General features: G+C 64.2%; 22 protein-coding genes. 12 read left to right on the top strand and 10 right to left on the bottom strand.

The features are described from left to right. Positions 1-4: 4 nt before the first annotated feature. The 5 genes from ASC75_RS10400 to ASC75_RS10385 all read right to left on the bottom strand — a co-directional run bounded on the left by ASC75_RS10400 (position 5) and on the right by ASC75_RS10385 (position 3,062). On the bottom strand, positions 5-250 hold the full coding sequence (locus ASC75_RS10400; RefSeq protein WP_055974179.1) for a YMGG-like glycine zipper-containing protein: 246 nt from the start codon (positions 248-250) through the stop codon (positions 5-7). A 170-nt stretch (positions 251-420) separates the two neighbouring features. Continuing rightward, positions 421-741: a hypothetical protein gene (locus tag ASC75_RS10395; protein WP_055974176.1), complete on the bottom strand. Its 321-nt coding sequence runs from the start codon at positions 739-741 to the stop codon at positions 421-423. Positions 742-835: 94 nt separating this feature from the next. Further along, the gene (locus ASC75_RS10390; protein ID WP_343065627.1) at positions 836-1,786 is read right to left on the bottom strand and encodes a sensor histidine kinase; all 951 of its coding nucleotides are present in this window, start codon (positions 1,784-1,786) and stop codon (positions 836-838) included. 241 nt (positions 1,787-2,027) lie between these two features. After that, positions 2,028-2,192, bottom strand: a complete 165-nt coding sequence (locus ASC75_RS25405; RefSeq protein ID WP_018429836.1) for a DUF1328 domain-containing protein — start codon at positions 2,190-2,192, stop codon at positions 2,028-2,030. A gap of 75 nt (positions 2,193-2,267) precedes the next feature. Continuing rightward, positions 2,268-3,062 carry a response regulator gene (locus ASC75_RS10385; RefSeq protein ID WP_055974171.1) on the bottom strand — a complete coding sequence of 265 codons (795 nt, stop codon included), beginning with the start codon at positions 3,060-3,062 and terminating at the stop codon, positions 2,268-2,270. 201 nt (positions 3,063-3,263) lie between these two features. Between ASC75_RS10385 and ASC75_RS10380 the strand changes: the two genes are divergently transcribed. Together ASC75_RS10380 and ASC75_RS10375 are read left to right on the top strand one after the other, a co-directional pair. Continuing rightward, positions 3,264-3,461 carry a NepR family anti-sigma factor gene (locus ASC75_RS10380; RefSeq protein WP_055974169.1) on the top strand — a complete coding sequence of 66 codons (198 nt, stop codon included), beginning with the start codon at positions 3,264-3,266 and terminating at the stop codon, positions 3,459-3,461. Positions 3,462-3,467: 6 nt separating this feature from the next. Next, on the top strand, positions 3,468-4,016 hold the full coding sequence (locus ASC75_RS10375; RefSeq protein ID WP_055974166.1) for a sigma-70 family RNA polymerase sigma factor: 549 nt from the start codon (positions 3,468-3,470) through the stop codon (positions 4,014-4,016). Here the strand turns inward: ASC75_RS10375 and ASC75_RS10370 are convergent. Next, entirely contained in the window at positions 4,002-4,385 is a 384-nt protein-coding gene (locus tag ASC75_RS10370; RefSeq protein ID WP_055974163.1) for a response regulator, read from the bottom strand. The two genes, ASC75_RS10375 and ASC75_RS10370, sit on opposite strands and share 15 nt — an antisense overlap. A gap of 160 nt (positions 4,386-4,545) precedes the next feature. Between ASC75_RS10370 and ASC75_RS10365 the strand changes: the two genes are divergently transcribed. Further along, positions 4,546-5,280 carry a Crp/Fnr family transcriptional regulator gene (locus ASC75_RS10365; RefSeq protein ID WP_244487807.1) on the top strand — a complete coding sequence of 245 codons (735 nt, stop codon included), beginning with the start codon at positions 4,546-4,548 and terminating at the stop codon, positions 5,278-5,280. Positions 5,281-5,402: 122 nt separating this feature from the next. Here ASC75_RS10365 and ASC75_RS10360 read toward each other — a convergent pair whose 3' ends face one another. Continuing rightward, on the bottom strand, positions 5,403-6,422 hold the full coding sequence (locus ASC75_RS10360) for a linear amide C-N hydrolase (RefSeq protein ID WP_244487822.1): 1,020 nt from the start codon (positions 6,420-6,422) through the stop codon (positions 5,403-5,405). Between the two features lie 189 nt (positions 6,423-6,611). Here ASC75_RS10360 and ASC75_RS10355 point away from each other — a divergent pair, with 189 nt between their 5' ends. Then, positions 6,612-8,069: an amidohydrolase family protein gene (locus tag ASC75_RS10355; RefSeq protein WP_348271288.1), complete on the top strand. Its 1,458-nt coding sequence runs from the start codon at positions 6,612-6,614 to the stop codon at positions 8,067-8,069. Between the two features lie 116 nt (positions 8,070-8,185). Next, a complete protein-coding gene (locus ASC75_RS10350) occupies positions 8,186-8,932 on the top strand; it encodes a hypothetical protein (RefSeq protein WP_244487821.1) in 747 nt (248 codons plus the stop codon). A 109-nt stretch (positions 8,933-9,041) separates the two neighbouring features. Here the strand turns inward: ASC75_RS10350 and ASC75_RS10345 are convergent, their stop codons facing one another. After that, complete coding sequence (locus ASC75_RS10345; RefSeq protein ID WP_055974153.1) at positions 9,042-10,154, bottom strand: AI-2E family transporter; 1,113 nt, start codon at positions 10,152-10,154, stop codon at positions 9,042-9,044. Positions 10,155-10,275: 121 nt separating this feature from the next. Between ASC75_RS10345 and ASC75_RS10340 the strand changes: the two genes are divergently transcribed. Together ASC75_RS10340 and ASC75_RS10335 are read left to right on the top strand one after the other, a co-directional pair. After that, positions 10,276-10,602: a DUF883 family protein gene (locus ASC75_RS10340; RefSeq protein WP_055974150.1), complete on the top strand. Its 327-nt coding sequence runs from the start codon at positions 10,276-10,278 to the stop codon at positions 10,600-10,602. Positions 10,603-10,620: 18 nt separating this feature from the next. Continuing rightward, positions 10,621-11,073, top strand: coding sequence for a hypothetical protein (locus ASC75_RS10335; protein WP_055974146.1), 453 nt, complete (start codon positions 10,621-10,623; stop codon positions 11,071-11,073). An 8-nt stretch (positions 11,074-11,081) separates the two neighbouring features. Here ASC75_RS10335 and ASC75_RS10330 read toward each other — a convergent pair whose 3' ends face one another. Continuing rightward, entirely contained in the window at positions 11,082-12,485 is a 1,404-nt protein-coding gene (locus ASC75_RS10330; RefSeq protein WP_244487820.1) for a sensor histidine kinase, read from the bottom strand. Between the two features lie 154 nt (positions 12,486-12,639). On the opposite strand from ASC75_RS10330, the gene ASC75_RS26420 reads away from it, so the two are divergent. Both ASC75_RS26420 and ASC75_RS10325 read left to right on the top strand, forming a co-directional pair. Then, complete coding sequence (locus tag ASC75_RS26420; protein ID WP_184117371.1) at positions 12,640-12,810, top strand: hypothetical protein; 171 nt, start codon at positions 12,640-12,642, stop codon at positions 12,808-12,810. A 207-nt stretch (positions 12,811-13,017) separates the two neighbouring features. Further along, the gene (locus tag ASC75_RS10325; protein ID WP_055974143.1) at positions 13,018-13,977 is read left to right on the top strand and encodes a PRC-barrel domain-containing protein; all 960 of its coding nucleotides are present in this window, start codon (positions 13,018-13,020) and stop codon (positions 13,975-13,977) included. A gap of 99 nt (positions 13,978-14,076) precedes the next feature. Here ASC75_RS10325 and ASC75_RS10320 read toward each other — a convergent pair whose 3' ends face one another. Then, entirely contained in the window at positions 14,077-15,633 is a 1,557-nt protein-coding gene (locus ASC75_RS10320; RefSeq protein ID WP_055974139.1) for an alkaline phosphatase family protein, read from the bottom strand. A 230-nt stretch (positions 15,634-15,863) separates the two neighbouring features. On the opposite strand from ASC75_RS10320, the gene ASC75_RS10315 reads away from it, so the two are divergent. Genes ASC75_RS10315 through ASC75_RS10305 form a run of 3 tightly spaced genes read left to right on the top strand, consistent with a single transcriptional unit; the run spans position 15,864 to position 17,723 of the window. Next, a complete protein-coding gene (locus ASC75_RS10315; RefSeq protein ID WP_055975361.1) occupies positions 15,864-16,796 on the top strand; it encodes a VOC family protein in 933 nt (310 codons plus the stop codon). Positions 16,797-16,806: 10 nt separating this feature from the next. Beyond that, positions 16,807-17,424, top strand: a complete 618-nt coding sequence (locus tag ASC75_RS10310; protein WP_055974132.1) for an alpha/beta hydrolase — start codon at positions 16,807-16,809, stop codon at positions 17,422-17,424. Continuing rightward, positions 17,424-17,723: a GNAT family N-acetyltransferase gene (locus tag ASC75_RS10305; protein ID WP_055974129.1), complete on the top strand. Its 300-nt coding sequence runs from the start codon at positions 17,424-17,426 to the stop codon at positions 17,721-17,723. The genes ASC75_RS10310 and ASC75_RS10305 overlap by 1 nt, the downstream gene beginning before the upstream one ends. Positions 17,724-17,825 lie beyond the last annotated feature (102 nt).

Here is a 17,825-nt window from a genome sequence, read left to right as displayed (position 1 = left end):
AGGCTTAGCGGCAGCGCGCGGTGTAGATCTGGCCACGGCTGTTGCGGTATTCGCAGTAGCCGTTGCGCAGGTTTCGAACCAGAAGGCCGGAGGCCGCGCCGACGGCACCGCCGATGACCGCACCCCTGCCGCCGCCGATCAAGGCGCCGGCGACTGCACCAACGCCCGTGCCGGTAACAACGTCACGTTCGGTGGTCGTGCAGCCGGAGATTGCAACGACGGCTACAAGCGCAAGAATAACTTTCTTCATTCAATCAGTCCTCTCACTTTAACATCGTCCCGTTGGACACTTAGCGCATCGCCTCGACATGCGGAATCATTTTTCGAGGCCATACGTAAATTCAAGCGGTTAGGGGTGGCAAGCGCGCGCACATGACAAGGATTGCGGCGTGGGCCGCGGCTATGCGCGCTGCGATTCGGTTAGTGAAGGTACGCTTCCCCCGGTTGAGCCGGCTCGGAAGCGGCAATGACGCTGGTGACGGAAAGAGAAGCGTCGAGCGTGCCGTTCGGCAGCACATTCCAGGTCAGCTGGTTGTAATCATCCTCAAGCGCGGGGTCGACTTCGAGGCATTTGGCAAGGATGCGCGGATACTGCGGCGCGAGGATGCCGATGGCCTTGGGCAGTTCGGCCTGGCAATCCTCGAAAACCTCGAACAATGGTGTCGGCGCCGGGATTTCCCGGCAGCCGGAGAGATCCTGCGAGCAGGAAACGACAAAAAGAAGTGCTGCGATGTGTTCCATGGCAAATCACCTTCGCCAAGAAACGAGGAGACGGGGCCAAAGGTTCCGCCGCAAAACATAGCTCGATCGATTGAAACCGACCGATCGAGCCGACTCAATCCAGCTGGAAATTGGCCCTGGGCATAACGAGCCGATATTCCAGCCTGTCGGGGCCGATCTCGAGCTTGGCACTGCCGTCGAGCGCGGCCGGGACGACCCGCTCGAGCGCCACGCTGCCGAAGCGCTTCTTGCGCACCTCGCCGTCGGGAACCGCGCCGATCGCCTCGATCCAGCAGACTGTGACTTGCATCGCGCCGTGGGCGTCCGCCGCCGAGCGGGCGGTCACCTCGACGTAGCCGTCAGTGCGGGCGAGGGCGCCATAGCTTGCCGAGTTGACGGCCAGTTCGTGCACGGCCAGGCCAATGTGCAAGGCGGCGTTTGGATTGAGGTAGGGGTCGTCGCCGGAGATGCGCAGGGTGCGCCCGGTGTCGATGCTGCAGCGCGCGACCTGGCCGATCACCAGTTCGCGGAAGCCGGCGCCGCGCCAGTCGGACGACGTGACCAAATCCTGCGACGAGGCAATGGACTGGAGCCGGCCGCGGAAGCGTTCGAGAAAACCGTCGATGGAGTCGGAATAGTGGCCGGTCTGGCTGGCGATGCTCTGGATGATGGCGAGCAGGTTCTTGGAGCGGTGGCTGACTTCGCGCAACAGCGCGGTCAATGCCTGTTCGCGCCGTTTCTGCTCGGTGGTTTCGATGACCGTAACGACCACGCCCTGGACCTGGCCCTGCGGCGAGCGGTCGGCGTCGATGCAGACGTCGTACCAGCGCATGCCGGAGGATTTGTCGGCCAGGCTGATTTCGAGGCCGCCGGAATTGCCGGTGGCGAGGGCGTTCTTCTTGGCGGCGACCAGGCGGTCGGCCTGCTGCGGCGGCAGCAGGTTGCCGTCGGTTCCATGTCCCCCGATGACGTCCTGCCATGGCGGCTGGAGATTGTGCGACCACACGGTCCGCAGCTTGCGATCCTGGTAGAGGACGGCAATTCCGGCATTGCGGGAGGCATGCAAAAAGGCGGCGTCCAGTCTCGAGCTTTTTCCCATTGCTGGTGAGGGATTGGCCATGGACGAGCCGCCTTCGTTGGTTCCTCGGCCTTGCGGTGACGCGATGCGGGCATTCCGGTACGGCTGAAACGGTACCGCCGGGCAACGCTTCTTTGAGGAGCGCTACCCGGCGGCGCTGGACTCCGACTGAGGGGGCCGGCTTCCAGTTTCGGGAGGGTTCTTCATCTTGACGAGCGTGTCGGCGACATCATGCGCGCCTGAACAGACCTGCGATCAGCGAGATCACCAGGAAGGCGAGGAAGATGAAGAACAGAATCTGAGCGATGCCGGCAGACGTTCCGGCGATGCCGCCGAAGCCAAGGGCGCCGGCGATGATCGCAACGACAAGGAATACGAGCGCCCAATAAAGCATGATCTATCTCCTTCAAATGATGAATGAAAAACGTGCCGCCCCAAGGTTGGTTCCCTGGGGCGGTTGTAAAAAGCGCTATGCCGCAGCCTTTGCCTGCCTGTCAAAGAACAATGCCTGGCTGATCAGAGCCTTGACCATTTCGGGGTTGAACGGCTTGGTGACGAGGAACGCCGGCTCGGGGCGTTCGCCGGTCAGCAGGCGTTCGGGAAAGGCGGTGATGAAGATCACCGGCAGCGGCCGTGCCGCCAGCATCTCGTTTACGGCCTCGATGCCGGAACTGCCGTCGGCGAGCTGGATGTCGGCGAGGATCATCTGCGGCCGCGTGCGCTTGAACAGCGCGGCTGCCTCGGCGTGGGTGCGCGCCGTTCCGACGACGCGATGGCCGAGGCTTTCCACCATCTCCTCGATGTCCATGGCAATCAGCGGCTCGTCCTCGATGATCAGGATGTCGGTTGCGACCTGGCGCGAAATCTCGCCGCTCGCCTCCTGCAGCAACAGGGCGAACTCTTCCTGGTCGGTATCGAGCACCTCGGCCGCCTCGACGTCGTTGAAACCTTCGACGGCGACAAGAAGGAAGGCCTGGCGCGGGCGCGGGGCGATCGCCGACAGGTTGGCCGCGGCGCGTTTTTCCCATGCCAAAGGCGACTGCTCCTGCGGGACCCGGATCGAAACGGAGGTGAACAGTCGGGCAAAGACCTTGTAGAGCGCGATGCGGTCATTGGAGGCGGACGGGAACACGTCAATGTCGTCGATTAGCGCTTCGAGCATCGCGGCCACCAATGCGTCACCACTTGCCTGGGAGCCTGAAACCGCACGCGAGAAGCGACGGAGATAGGGCAGGTGCGGTGCAATTCTCGTGGATAGGGTCATGTTAGACGTTTCCCTCATGTGACGCTGTCATATCTTCATGGAAGCGAGGCACAACGCGTTGCCTGTGCAAAAGTTCCTCTCTCGTGGAACCTATCCGCATTTGGGGAGTTGGGTGCAAAATTCGGGAAACCGGACAAGGTAGTTGCGCGCCGTCATATCGGGAGCGGGACGTCTGACGGTGCAAAAGGGCAAAGCAAGCATATGACCAGGCAGACCAGTGGCGTCAGCAGCGCCGGGCCGATTCATCGCCGCGACGGCGAACCTCTCGGGGCCAATTCCGAAATCGGCAGAAAACTCAAACAATATTACGATGACCTGGTGTCCGACGACGTGCCGGATCGTTTCGCACAGTTGCTCAGCCAGCTGGAAGAAGCTGAACCCGCACAGCAGAAGGACTGAGCAGGCATGGCAGCATCCCTTGGTTTCAAAGGCGACTTGCTCGCGGCGATCCCCGGCCTGCGGGCGTTTGCGATGTCGCTGTCGCAGAACGCCGACAGGGCGGACGACCTTGTCCAGGAAACGCTGGTCAAGGCGTGGGACAAGCAGTCGAGCTTTCAGCCCGGCACCAATCTGAAGGCCTGGCTGTTCACCATCCTGCGCAACGAGTTCTACTCGCAGATGCGCAAGCGCGGACGCGAGGTGCAGGACAGCGACGGCCTGCTGACGGCGCGGCTCGCGGTGCATCCGAGCCAGCCCGGCCGGCTCGACCTCGACGATTTCCGCAAGGCGCTGGAGCAGCTTCCCGAAGACCAGCGCGAAGCGATCATCCTGATCGGCGCGTCGGGCTTCTCCTATGAAGAGGCGGCGGACATCTGCGGTTGCGCCGTGGGCACGATCAAGAGCCGCGTCAGCCGCGCCCGCAACAGGCTGCAGGAGATCCTCGACATTTCGGGCGAAGCCGACTACGGGCCGGACGCGATCGCCGCCCAGGTCATGGGCTCAACCGTCAGCTGACGCCGAGAGCTTGCGGATGCTCGCGGTGACGGCCTCGACGAGGTCTTCGCCGGAGTAGGGCTTGCTGACCAGCCGGACATCCGGGAAGCCGGCAAAGAGTTCGTCCAGCTGGTCGTATCCCGAGGCGAAGACGAAAGGAACGCCGGCGGCCTGGATGCTGCGTGCAAAGTCGAGCGTCGGCTCGCCGTCCAGCATGACGTCGATGATGGCGACGTCATAGGGCATCGCGGCCAGTTGGGCTTCGCGCAGGTTGGCGGCGAGGATGACGTCCTCGGCGCCGTGGTCGCGGCAGAGCTGGTCGACATCGAGCGCAATCAACGCCTCGTCTTCAAGCACAAGGATACGCAGTCCTGAAAGCGGGGCTGGCACGTGGCTGACACTCCATGGAATCGCAGCCGAAGATGGCGGTAGTCGAAGCCTGTGTCATTTAAAAAAGACATGGTCGGGACGGTCCGGAACCTTTATCCAGCCGCGGCGTTGCCGAGCACAATCAGGAGGTTGCATGACAGGGCGGGGTGACTCAACCGAGATGACGCGGCAGGTTCCGTGCGAGAGCTGCCCGTTGCGGCAGATGCCGGCGTTCAGGGAATTCGAGAAGCCGGAACTGGCTTTCGTCAGCAGCTTCAAGCGGGGCGAACTGGCGGTGGACAAGGGTGCAACGCTTTTGTCGGAAGGCAGCAACAGCGCGCATCTTTTCACGGTGCTGTCGGGCTGGGGCTTTCGCTACAAGCTGCTGGAGGACGGGCGGCGGCAGATCCTGAACTACGTACTGCCGGGCGACATGATCGGGCTTCAGGGAAGCCTGATGGGCGAGATGCAGCACTCGGTCGAAGCACTCTCACCCATGCTGCTGTGCATGTTCGAACGCGACAGGCTGATGGAGCTCTATCGCGATTATCCTGGTCTCGCCTACGACATCACATGGATCGCCGCGCGCGAGGAGCGCATGCTCGACGAGGCCTTGCTCAGCATCGGGCGCCGCTCGGCTTTGGAGCGGGCCGCCTATCTTCTCGCCTTCATCGCGAGCCGGGCACGCAAGGTCGGCATGAACGGCAAGGGCAAGGTCGATATTCCAATCACGCAACAACATGTTGCCGACACGCTCGGTCTCTCGCTGGTCCATACCAACAAGACGATCCGAAAGCTGATCGATCGCAAGCTGGTGCAATGGCGCGACGGCGGGTGCACCGTGCTCGACATCGAGGGGCTGATGGCGCTGGCCGACTGGGGCGGCCTTGCCGAGCATGTGCGTCCGCTGCTCTAGCGGCTGGTCCAACACTGACGAGCCCGCCGCCGCGCCGATCTGTCTTCGCTGCCTGGCCAAACGGTGCCGCCGTCCGATGCGTCTTATGCCGACATCGGCACAAGACGCATCGTGCCTTTGGCTCAAAGTCCCAGGAATTCGAAAGGTGCGGTTTCCTTGAACTGATCGTTGGCCATGCCCGCGTAGATATGCGTCTGGTTGGGGCCGAGGTCGAGTTTCATCACCTTGCCGGTCTCCGCGGTGAAATCAAGCCTGGTCAGGTCGACCCAGAAGACATTCGGGGTCAGCGCCGACTCGAAGAAATAGAGCTTGCGCTTGTGGTCGGATACGGTGCGCCAGCGCGTCGAGGATATGTTGGGCTGATCCGGCGTGGTGATGCCAAAAGGAACCGATACGTTGCGGATCACGCTGAAGGCGCTTGCGATCGCTTCGACCGGGTTTTCGCTCTTCGGGATCGCGTTCACATAGAAGGAGGCGCGCGTGAAACGGTCGGAGGCGCGATTGGTGCCAGGCAGCATGACCGTGCCGCCGATCTGCTTCCAGTATTCGTTCAGCGCAAGCTGCTTTTCGAAGACCGGGGAGTTTGTCATCACCTGATAATCGCGGCTGTGGTGAATGACCTGCTTGCCGTCGATATACTCGATGATGGCACTGTCGCCCTTGGCATCCGAGAGCGAGAGATGCAGGGTCGCAAGCCTCTCTTCGCCAGGAACACTGTCGGTGACGACGGTGAAGGGTTCGTTGGCCAGCGTATCGACCGCTTCCTGCACGGTCGCAAAATTGTCGAGTACATATTGCGCCCACGCCGCGATCGTCAGGCCGGGCTTCTTGCCGTCGTATTCCGGGTAGGAGGATTCCACCAGCCATAGCACGTTGGCGACAAGGCCAGCCTCGTTCATGCCATCGGTTGTCGAGATGTCATAGCCGGTTGCTATGACGCTGCCATGTTTCGACGTCCACTCGACCGAATTCGGCCCGGCCTCTCCGGACCGCTTCATGCCACGCGGGAACACCCACAAATTGGTGCCGACATCGAGCTTCCAGTCCATGGAACGCGCGGTGATAACTTCATCGTTCGCACCATGATAGACGAAGCGCGTGCAAGCTTCAGCCGCCGGCACAACCAGCATGGTCGTTGCCATGAGCGCAGCGATGCAGACAGCGGCGAATGAACGTTTTTTCAAGATCATGGCTTCTCTTGCCCTCAATTTCCGGTCGACTGCTCGACTACTATCAGGCCGGCCGCCTATTGGAAGCCAGCCGACTTGATGAGTTGATTGATCTTCGCCGGATTGGCATAGAACGATTGAACGCGTGAGAGGGGACGAATCTTGTTGTTTCGCTTTGGTCCGAGATATCAGCACCTGGCCCATGGCAAGGGCTGCGCCTGCCACAGCCCGCAAGCGCAGCAACTGCTTGCACGCCTCGATACGGGGCTGTCGCGCCGTTCGGTGCTGAAGGGGGTTGCAGCAAGCCTTGCCGCCCCTGTCCTCGGCATCGTCAGCCCTGCCTTCGCGCAAACCGCGACAAAGCCGATCCTGCTGACGAACGTGAACATCTTCGACGGCACGAATGGCAAGCGCGTCGAGGGCCAGGGCGTGCTGATCGAAGGCAAGCTCATCAAGGCCCTGGTCGCATCCGCGGATACGGTCGCCGATGCCGACGTGATCGACTGCGGCGGACGCACGCTGATGCCGGGCATGATCGACGCGCATTGGCATTCGATCCTTGCCGGCATCTCCCAGATGGTGGCGATGACCGCCGATATCCCCTATGTCCATCTCGTCGCCGCCCAAGAGGCCGAGCGCACCGTGTTGCGTGGCTTCACCACGGTCAGGGATGTGGGAGGGCCATCGTTTGCCCTCAAGCGCGCCATCGACGAGGGGCGCATTGCGGGACCACGCATCTATCCCTCCGGCGCCATGATTTCGCAGACGTCCGGGCACGGCGACTTTCGCATGCGCACGGATTTGCCGCGTACGCCGCAGAGCGATCTCAGCACTGCGGAGCAAGCAGGCATTTCGGCGATCGCCGACGGTGAGGCGGAAGTGCTTCGCCGGGTACGCGAGCAGCTGATGCTCGGAGCCAGCCAGATCAAGATCATGGGCGGCGGTGGAGTGGCCTCGTCCTACGATCCTGTCGATGCCCTGCAATATTCGGAAGCCGAGATGAAGGCGGCGGTGGGCGCAGCCGCGGATTGGGGCACATATGTCTGCATCCATGCCTACACGGCTGCCGCCGTGCAGCGGGCGCTCGCCTGCGGGGTGAAATCGATCGAGCACGGCCAACTGGCCGACGACGAGACGGTCAAGCGCATGGCGGATGCGGGCGCGTGGTGGAGCATCCAACCCTTTCTTGCCGACGAGGATGCCAACACCTATGCCTCGGCGGAGCAGCGGGCGCAGCAGCAGCAGATCGCCGAGGGCACAGCCAGGGCGGTCGAACTGGGGCGCAAGCACGGGGTCAACATGGCACTCGGCACCGACATCTTGTTCAACCCGAAGGGAACCGCGACGCAAGGGCGGCAACTCGCCAAGTTTGCCCGCTGGTACGACAATGCGGACGTCTTGCGCCTCCTGACCAGCGGCAATGCCGAACTTGCGGCTCTGTCGGGTCCGCGCAATCCCTATCCGGCACGGCTCGGCCGCATCGAGGCGGGAGCCTATGCCGACATTCTCGTCGTTGACGGCAATCCGCTGGAGGACATCTCGTTGATTGCCGATCCGGACCGGACGATGACGCTCGTCATGAAGGATGGGCGCATTCACAAGAACACGCTTTCGGCCTGACAGAGGAAAGAGCCTTGAACCGATTTGCCATCATCGTTGCCCTGTCCCTCTGTGGCTTGCAGGCGGCACACGCCGCCGACACCGTCCTCGGCCTTCCGGAGGAGCCGGCGCCTGAGGTGACCGAGCGCCCGCTGCGGACGCTGCGGATCACGCCCTACATGTGGGCCGCCGGCCTTGAGGGCAGCATCTCGCCGTTCCAGCGCGGCCCGACGATGCACGTCGAAAAATCGTTCTCCGACGTCATGGACGATCTCAATTTCGGCGGCTTCGTCAATGTGTGGGGACGCTATGACCGCTTCGTCTTCTCGGGCGATGTGATGTATGTCGACACATCGGACGGCCACGGTTCCGGTCCGTTGCCGGCGATGCAGATTCCGGGCCTGGGCGTGCCGATCCCGGCGGGCGCGAGCGTCGATGCCAAGGTCGACAGCAAGCAGTTCATGGCCACGCTTCAGGGCGGCTACCGTGTCATCGACACGCCGCAATTCACCCTCGACGCGCTTGGCGGCGTACGCTTCTGGCACATTTCAAACGACGTCACGGTTACTGCGAGTCACGCCCTCATTGGCAGCCGCTCCGCCAGCCATGGCGAAAGCTTCGGCTGGGTGGATCCCGTGGTGGGGCTGCGCGCATTCGTGCCCGTGACGGAAAAGCTGTCTTTGCAGGGGCAGGCCGATATCGGCGGCTTCGGTGCGGGCTCCGACTTCACCTGGTCAGTGCTTGGAACGGCCAACTACGTCGTCACCGATCGTCTTTCCGTGTCGGCAGGGTACAAGGTGCTCGATGTCGACTATGACAGCGGCGGCCATGTCTACGACACGCGCCTAAGCGGTCCGGTTCTGGGCGCAACGTGGCGTTTCTAGATATTCCACGGACTTAGCCGGGCTCGCACCGACTGCGCCGGTTTGCCGGCGCAGCCTGTGGTTTCGGCTGCCGGCTTAGGTCGCAACGGCCAATGCCGGGACGCGACATCTAGCGTCCGTACTGGCGGTCCAGGTCGTCGACGCCCCAGTTCACGCCCGGCAGCACGTTGCGGATGATGGCGTAGCCGACGAGCAGCGCCGGGATGGCGATGAAGCCGCCGATGGCGCCCCACAGCCAGATCCAGAACGCCAGGGCGAGCAGAACGACGAAGGGATTGAGCGTCATCGTGCGGCCGATGACCATCGGCGTGACGAACTGGCCCTCGATGGTGTTGACGCCGAGATAGAGCGCGACCGGCAGCAGGCTGGTGCCGATGGTGTCGAACTCGGTCAGGCCGACGGCGAACAGGATGACCACCATGACCAGGGGGCCGACGAAAGGCACGAAATTGGTGACGATCGCCAACGCCCCCCACAGGGGTGCCGAGGGCACGCCGAGAAGGTAAAGCCCGATGCCGACAGTCAGGCCTTCGGCGAAGTTGATCGCGGTGATCGACAGCAGATATTGCGAGACGAGCTGTTCGACGTCGCGGAAGATATGGGCGACGCGCCAGCGCAGGCGGCGGTTGAAGCAGACGCGAAGGATGGCGGTGCGGGTCTGGTAGCGGGTTGCTACAAAGAAATAGAGACTGGCGAAAAACAGCAGCACCTGGGCGACGACGGCAGGAGCGAGGGTCGCCATCGTCTCGACACCCATGCCTTCGTCGACGGAAACCGAAACGCCTTCGCCGCCGGTGACCTGGCGCAATTGCTCGCGCATGCTCTTGAAGGTTTCGAGAGGCCCCTGCAGTTCGGACAGCTGCGTGGCCAGCTGGGCCCATATCTGCGGCAGGCGCTGAAGCCAGAAGCTGAGCGGCGAGGCGACCAGAAGCGCAAAGATGCCGACGGCGAGGATGAACAGCAACACCACGACGGCGGCGGACAGCGCCGGCGGGACGCCGGGCCGCTCGAGCCGGGAGGCCAGCGGGCCCAGCATCAGGCCGATGACGACGCCGAGGCCGATCGGGGTGAGGATGAACTCGCCGGCGTGGAGCGCGAACACGGTGGCGATGATCCCGACGAAGATGATCGACACCTGCGAACCGCGCACCAGCAGCAGTTCGAAGTTCGATTTCGGCGGCAGGCGAACGGTCGGTGCCTTCTTGATGGTGCGGTTCGACATCGACGGTTTCCAGCTCGACGGGACTGGCAAAACGTCCGGCGGTCGGCGATGGTTCCTGCGGCGACGGGAACCGACGGGCGCATAGGGCGTTTCGACCCCATCGAACGCAAGGAGTATCGACATGGCGACAGCCGCAGGAAAGCCCGGCAACGGCACCAAGACGCCCCCGGACCTCGAAGCCGACATCAAGCAATTGAAGGCCGACATCGAAGCGCTCGCCAAGCAGCTGGCGGCGACCGGAGAGCACGGTTATGGCGCGGCGCGACGGGCGGCGGCACAAGGCGCGGACCAGCTGAAGGCGCAAAGCGATGCAGCCGTCAAGGCCTTGCGCAGCAATGCCAGGGACATCGAGGAACAGTTCATGGCCACCGTGCGCGAAAAGCCGGTGACGTCACTGGCCATCGCCGCCGGCGTCGGTTTTCTCGTCGCGCTTCTGGCGCGGCGCTAGTCGGTGGCCGGGGGACCCATGCTGGCATCACTGATTGCGGGTTTCGCCACCGGCGAGACGACACTGGCCCTGCGGCGCGCCCGCAGGGCGGCGGTCGCTTATCTGGCGGCCGGACTGGCCGCATTGTGCGGCGTGGGCTTCCTTGTCGGCGCCGCCTTCGTCTGGGCGGCACGAAGGTTTGGTCACGTCGAGGCAGCGCTCGGCTTCGGCCTGGGCTTCCTGGTGCTCGCCGGACTGATCCTGCTCATCCACAAGCTCGCCGCCGGCTCCCGCGCTCGCGCCGACCGGAACCGCCGGCGCACCGACCTTGCCGCACTCGGCACTACGGCGGCCGTAGCCTTGCTGCCGGCATTGCTGCGCAGCAAGGGCGGCATCGGCGCGATGCTGGGGCCGGTCGTGGCACTGGCTGCCTATGCCATCTACCGCGAAAACAGGAAGCCGGACGACAGCGACGGGGTGGCCGGCGAATGACCGCCTAGCTAGGCGGTGGTTTCTGCGGGCTCGCCGAACGGCAAGGAGATCTCCGCCCGCACGCCTTCGGGAGGGAATTCGTGCCTGACCTCGCTCGAGATCACCTTGGCCAGGCTGCGCCGGATGAGGATCGAACCGAAGCCATGATGCTGGGGCGGTTCGACTTCCGGGCCGCCGCGCTCCATCCATTCGAGGTGCAGGCGCTTTGCGCCCTTGCCGCCCCTGATCGTCCATGACAGGGACACCTTGCCGCCCGGCACCGACAACGCGCCGTATTTCAGCGCGTTGCTGGCGAGTTCGTGGAGGATGAGCGCGAGGCCCAGCGCCTGGTCGGGCGTCAGCAGCGCATCCTGGCCGACGATCGAAATTCGCGGCACGTCGGCGTCGTCGAACGGGCTGAGCTCCATCCTGGAGAGATCGCGGATGCCGATGCCGCGCCACTCATATTCCGACAGAAGCCCATGGGCGAGGCCGAGGGCGCGCAGCCGCTGGCTGAAGGCGTCGAGGAACTCGCGCGGCTCGCGGGCATAGCGCACGGTCTGGGTGGCGAGCGCCTGCACGGTCGCCAGCGTGTTCTTGACGCGATGGTTGATCTCGCGCAGCAGCAGGCGCTGGCGCTCCTCGGCGTGGCGGCGTTCGGTGACGTCGTAGTTGACGCCGAAGACCAGCGTCGGCCGCCCGTCGGCATCGCGTTCGACGACCCGGCCGCGGGCCGCCAGCCAGCGCAGGGGATGGGGACCCTTGATGCGGTATTCGCCGGAGTAGTCGTCACTGCCTTCGAGCGCCTCGCGGAACATCTTGCGCGTCTTGTCGATGTCGCGCCGGTCGATGGCAACGACGATGTCGCGCGCCCGCATCCTGGTTGCCGGGGGCATGTTGAAGAGCTCGGGCAGGAGCGTGTCGCATTCGACCACGCCCGTGCGCGGATCCCAGACCCAGCTTGCCAGCGCTGCCGCTTCGAGCGCGACCGCCCGGCGGGTCTCGGCATGGGCCAGGGCGGCCTCGGCGCGGGCGCCAGCCTGCGATCGGGTGCGCAGCATGACCAGGCTGGCGGCGATCCCGGCGATCGCCTCGAGGTGCTGGACCTGTACAGGCTCAGGCGGCGGACGCTGCTCGCGGTCGAGGATGATGAGCGATCCGACCTGGCTGCCAGCGGCGACAATCGGCACGGCGAAGCGGAAGGCGAAAGCCGGGCTCGGCGAAGCGGCAGCGATCACGTAGGCGGCCTCGCCGGCATCGATGCCGACATGCGAGTGGATCGATTGCACACCTGCCGTATCGACCAGCGTGAGCAGGACGGCGGGTGCCTGACAGAGTGCCGCCGCGAGGCTGGTCAGCCGGTCGAAATCCGGATCGGGCAGGGCTTCGGCAGCGCCGGCAACGCTTGCCTTGTCCTGGTCGCTTTCGACCACGCCAGCGTCGATGGTTTCGTTGTCCTGCACGACGGCCCCCTTCCCAGAATGGAAACTAGACGGGCGAAGCGCGCTTGAAAAGCCTTGGCCGAAACAGCGGAACCATGCCGGAAGACGGTCGTTAGCCCTATCCGAACCCGAAGGGAGAGTACCGATGACCAAGATCATTCCAGCCCGGAAAGCGCGTCAGGGGACGCGCGGCCGCCATGTGCTGCTCGTGCTCCTGGCGGCAATGCTGCTGGCCTTCGCTGCCTGGGGCGGCGCAGAATTCTACGGCGAGATGATCGACAAGAACGCCACCCAGTCGACCACGACGCCGGGCTAAGTAGACGTCAGCAAATAACTTTTCGAATTGCCCGCTGGGTCAGCGAAGCATGGTACCGGAACCCGTATCGGGGGAAATCAGCGGGGCAAAATTCGGAACCATGACGGGATCGCGACGTTGTGAACCGGTAAGGGCCGCGCCGGACCCTTCCCGCAAAAGACTGATCCAGGCGCGGCATGCATGAAACACGCACGAGGAGACTTTACCATGATCCGCAATCTTTTGGCCACGACCGCTATCGCAGCCCTGCTCGCCACCGGAGCCTATGCCCAGGACACCACGGCTCCTGCGCCGGCTCCGGCCGCCCCGACCGAAGCAGCTCCGGCAACCCCGGAGGTGATTCCGCACGCCGACGGCTTCCTCGCCACCAACATCATCGGCGAGAAGGTCTACAACAGTGCTGCCGACGACGCCGAGAACATCGGTAACGTCAACGACATCGTGCTTGCCGCCGACGGCACGGCCGACCAGCTGATCATCGGCGTCGGCGGGTTCCTCGGCATCGGCGAAAAGAACGTCGCCCTGCCGTACAAGGAATTCGACTGGGCCGAGAAGAACGGCGACCGCTGGCTGGTGATGGCGACGACCAAGGAACAGCTGCAGGCGCTGCCCGATTTCGACCGCCGCGGCTATGATCCCGCCCCTGCACCCGTAGCGGCGACCGATCCGGCAGCGCCGGCGGCCGACCAGACCGCGCAGGCACCGGTTGCGCCGGCAACGCCGGAAGCCACGACCCCGCCGGCCGACCAGAGTGCCGAGGCCCCAGCGGCGACGACGCCTGACGCGGCCACGACCGACGACACCAAGACCGCGGCGATCGACAAGTCGACGCTCAAGGAAATGCCTGCCGCCGACTTGCGTGCCGAAGAGCTGATGGGCACCACGGTCTATGGTGCCGATGACGCCAACATCGGCGAGATCGGCGATATCCTGATGACGGCGGACGGCAAGATCGACGCCTATGTCATCGATGTCGGCGGCTTCCTCGGCATGGGCGAAAAGAAGGTCGCGGTCGGCAGCGACAACCTTGCCTTCATGGTCGACGCCGATGGCAACAAGTATCTCTACACGAACTTCAACAAGGAGCAGCTCGAGGCCCAGCCGGCCTACGACGCCAGCAGCTGGGCTGCGAAGCGTGACGAGCAGCGCCTGATCATCACCCAGTAGATGCGGCGGACCAGGTGCCGCGCGACAGAACCGTCGCGCGGCATCGGAGCCGGAAGGCCCGCGCTTCGGCGCGGGTCTTCTGCGTTTCAGGAGAGCGTTTCAGGGCAGCCTGGCAAAATGGCCGGTAGCGCCGCCGGCGGCGAGTTCCGACAGGGCAAGCGACTGGTCGAGATGCCGTGCACGCCAGGCAAGCAGCCGCTCGGCGAATTCCAGGCGTATGCGTAGCCAGGCCGGATCATCGGCCATGTTGCGCGTTTCGCCGGGGTCGTTGGCGAGGTCATAGAGCAGCGGCGGCAGGCCGCCGCCGAAATGCACGTACTTGACCGCTACCGTGCGGATGACAGCGAGGTTGAGGGCGCGCGAGCCGAGGCCGAAATGTGCTTCGGTGGTGCCTTCGGCGACCGAGCGGAAGTCATATTCCCAAAAGGCTGCGTCGCGCCAGGTTTCGGGTTCTTTGCGGTCCAGGAATGGTTTCAGCGACTGGCCGTCGAGATGCGGCAAGGGTTCGCCGCCGATCAGGTCGAGCAGGGTCGGCATAATGTCGACGGCACTGGTGAAATGGTCGACCCGGGTGCCTGCCGCCGCGTCGTGACCGGGCGCCTTGACGATGAGCGGGAGGTGATAGCTGCCGTCGAACCAGCCGCCCTTGCCGAGCATGAAATGGTCGCCCATCATCTCGGCGTGGTCGGAAGTAAGAATGACGATGGTGTCGTCCCAGTCGCCCTTGTCCCTGATGCCCTGCCAGATGCGGCCGAGCTGGGAATCGACCTCCGAGATCATGCCGTAGTAGAGCGCGCGGATCTTGCGGAACTCGTCCTCGCTCCAATCGCCGACGGTGCCTGTTGCCCCGGGGATGAAGCTCGATTTTTTCTGGTGATGCTCGAGGTGATAGGCGAGGAAGGGATGGCTGGCCTTCTCCGCTTCGACGCTTGCGGCGCCATGATAGGCAGGCCCTTCGGCCGGGTCGTACATGGTGTTGAACGGCTCCGGGACGATGAAGGGCGGATGCGGGCTGAGGAACGAGACATGGGCGAACCAGGGCTCGCTTTGGTCCTGTTCGCCGAGCCAGCGCAGGAATTCGCCGGCGAGGAAGGCGGCCGGGGTATCGTCGGCGGAATAGACGGGCACGGCGGAGCTCACTTCCGGTGCCCCGGTGTCGGCCGGGCGATGAATGTCGGGGAAGCCGGCGCTGGAATCGATGCCGCGCATGGCGAGCCAGGACAGCCAGGCCTTCTGGTGTTCGGGCAGAAGCTGCCTGGTGGTGAAGCCGGGCAAGACGCCTTCATAGGTGCGCAGGAACGGGTCGCCGGGCGCGCGGGTGCGCGGGTCGGGCGAGACGTCGGTGTAGCCGAACAGGGTCGGGTCATAGCCGACGCGGCGGGCGGCGCGGGCGATGTTGTCGTGCCTGTCGTCGAGCGGTGTGCCGTTGCGGCAGACGCGGTTGTTCATCTGATAGAGGCCGGTATAGAGGCAGGCACGTGCCGGCGAGCACGGCGCGGTGCCGGCGTAATGGCGGCTGAACAGCACGCCTTCGCGGGCGAGCGCGTCGGCATTGGGCGTGCGGACGACCGGATGGCCGACGGCCGACAGGCTGTCGCCGCGCCACTGGTCACAGGTGATGAGCAGGATGTTCTTTCGTCGGCCGGTGTTTGCCACGCTGGTCCCCAAATGTTCAGAAGCGTGGCCAAGGAAGCGGGATTCACCGGTCCGGACAAGCGCCATTGTGCGACGAACAACCATACCAAAAAGTGTGAACGGATTTGTCTTTATTGTTCACAAAATGAGTACAGACCATTCTGCGACCGGCGCCTATGCCGCACCGGTCGATGCGCCCATATTCCTCCCGACGCCGCGGCAAGGGCCGGGCAAGCGAAAGGAGCGAGACCATGCTCAACCAGATCAAGGGCCTTCACCACGTCACTTCGATGGCCAGGGATGCGGCCGAGAACAATCAGTTCTTCACCCACAAGCTCGGTCTGCGCCGGGTCAAGAAGACGGTCAATTTCGACGCGCCCGACGTCTATCATCTCTATTATGCCGACGAGCTCGGCACGCCGGGTTCAGTGATGACCTATTTCCCGTTCCCCAATATCGGCAAGGGCCGCCCCGGCGTCGGCGAGGTGGGCACGACCGTGTTCTCCGTTCCCGAGGGTACGCTGGCGTTCTGGGAAAAGCGTTTTACCGATGCAGGCGTGAGCGGGCTCGCCCGCGGTGAAAAGTTCGGCGAGCAGCGCCTCGGCTTTGCCGGCCCGGATGGCGACGGTTTCGCGCTCGTCGAGGCCAAGGGCGACAACCGCGCCCCGTGGGTCAAGGGCGGCGTGGCCGCCGACGAGGCGATCCGCGGTTTTCATTCGGCTTTGCTCCGGCTGCGCGATGGTGGCGCTACCGAGGAATTGCTGAAGTTCATGGGTTATGAGGACGTCGATGCGTCGGGCAACACCAAGCGCCTGGCGGTGAAGGATGGCAATGGCGCCGACTTCATCGACATCGAGACGCTGCCGGGCGCCGGCGCAGCGGGACTGGGCGCCGGGTCGGTTCATCACATCGCCTTTGCGGTGGAGAACCGGGCAAAGCAGCTCGAAGTTCGCAAGGCGCTGATGGATACGGGCTACCAGGTGACGCCGGTGATCGACCGCGATTATTTCTGGGCGATCTATTTCCGCACGCCTGGCGGCGTGCTGTTCGAGGTGGCGACAAACGAGCCCGGCTTCGACCGCGACGAGGATACGGCTCATCTCGGCGAAGCGCTGAAGCTGCCATCGCAGCATGCGCATCTGCGCGACTACCTGGAAAAGAACCTGCAGCCGCTGGGCGACTGAGGAGGGACAGATGAGCAAGGACGCCTACATTCACAAGCTGCTGCCCGGCAATCCGGGCAGCCCGCTGGTTTTTGCCTTCCACGGCACCGGCGGCGACGAAAACCAGCTGATCGGCTTTGCCAGGGACCTGGTGCCGGGGGCGACCGTTGTGTCGCCCCGCGGCGACGTTTCCGAGATGGGGGCGGCGCGCTTCTTTCGCCGTACCGGCGAGGGCGTCTACGACATGGACGACCTTGCCCGGGCGACGGCGAAGATGGCCGGGTTCGTGAAGGCTCATGTCGAGGCGGAGAAGCCTTCGGAAGTCTACGCGCTGGGCTATTCCAACGGCGCCAACATCCTGGCTTCGGTGCTGTTTGCCGCGCCCGATGCGTTCGATGCGACGGCGCTGATGCATCCACTGATCCCGTTCGCACCCGACGTGAAGGGCAGCCTGGCCGGGCGCCGCGTGCTGATCACGGCCGGGCGGCGCGACCCGATCTGCCCGCCCGACATGACCAGCCGGCTCGAGTCCCATCTGCGGGACGCAGGTGCGACTGTCAGCCTGGAATGGCATGAAGGCGGGCACGAAGTACGGCCCAATGAAATCGAAGCCGCGAAGCGGTTCTTCGCCAAGACGGAGCAGGAATGATGTCGGAACAACTTCAAGAGATCGAGTTCGAGGATCATGGCGCCAAGGGACGCTACGTCATTCGCGCTCCGAACGGCGAAGAGGCGGAAATGACGTTCGTGAAGGTCGGCGACGACCAGATCATAATAGACCACACCGGGGTGCCCGATGCCTTCCGCGGCCAGGGCGCGGGCCTGAGGCTGGTGACCCGGGCGGTGCACGATGCGCGGGCCGCGGGCAAGAAGATCATCCCGCTCTGCCCGTTCGCCGCGGCACAGTTCCGGCGACATCCAGAATGGGCCGATGTGCTGAAGAGCTGACAAAGGCGGCGGGCTTCAGAGCCGATCCGCACGAACGGGTGAACTCGAAAGGGCCGATGCAAGGCAGTTGCATCGGCCCTTTCGTTTGGTTCGAATTTTGTC

Source organism: Aminobacter sp. DSM 101952 (genome assembly GCF_001424795.1).
Classification (GTDB): Bacteria; Pseudomonadota; Alphaproteobacteria; order Rhizobiales; family Rhizobiaceae; genus Aminobacter; species Aminobacter aganoensis.
Note: the sequence above shows the minus strand (reverse complement) of the source record. Positions and strands in the feature narration are given on the sequence as shown.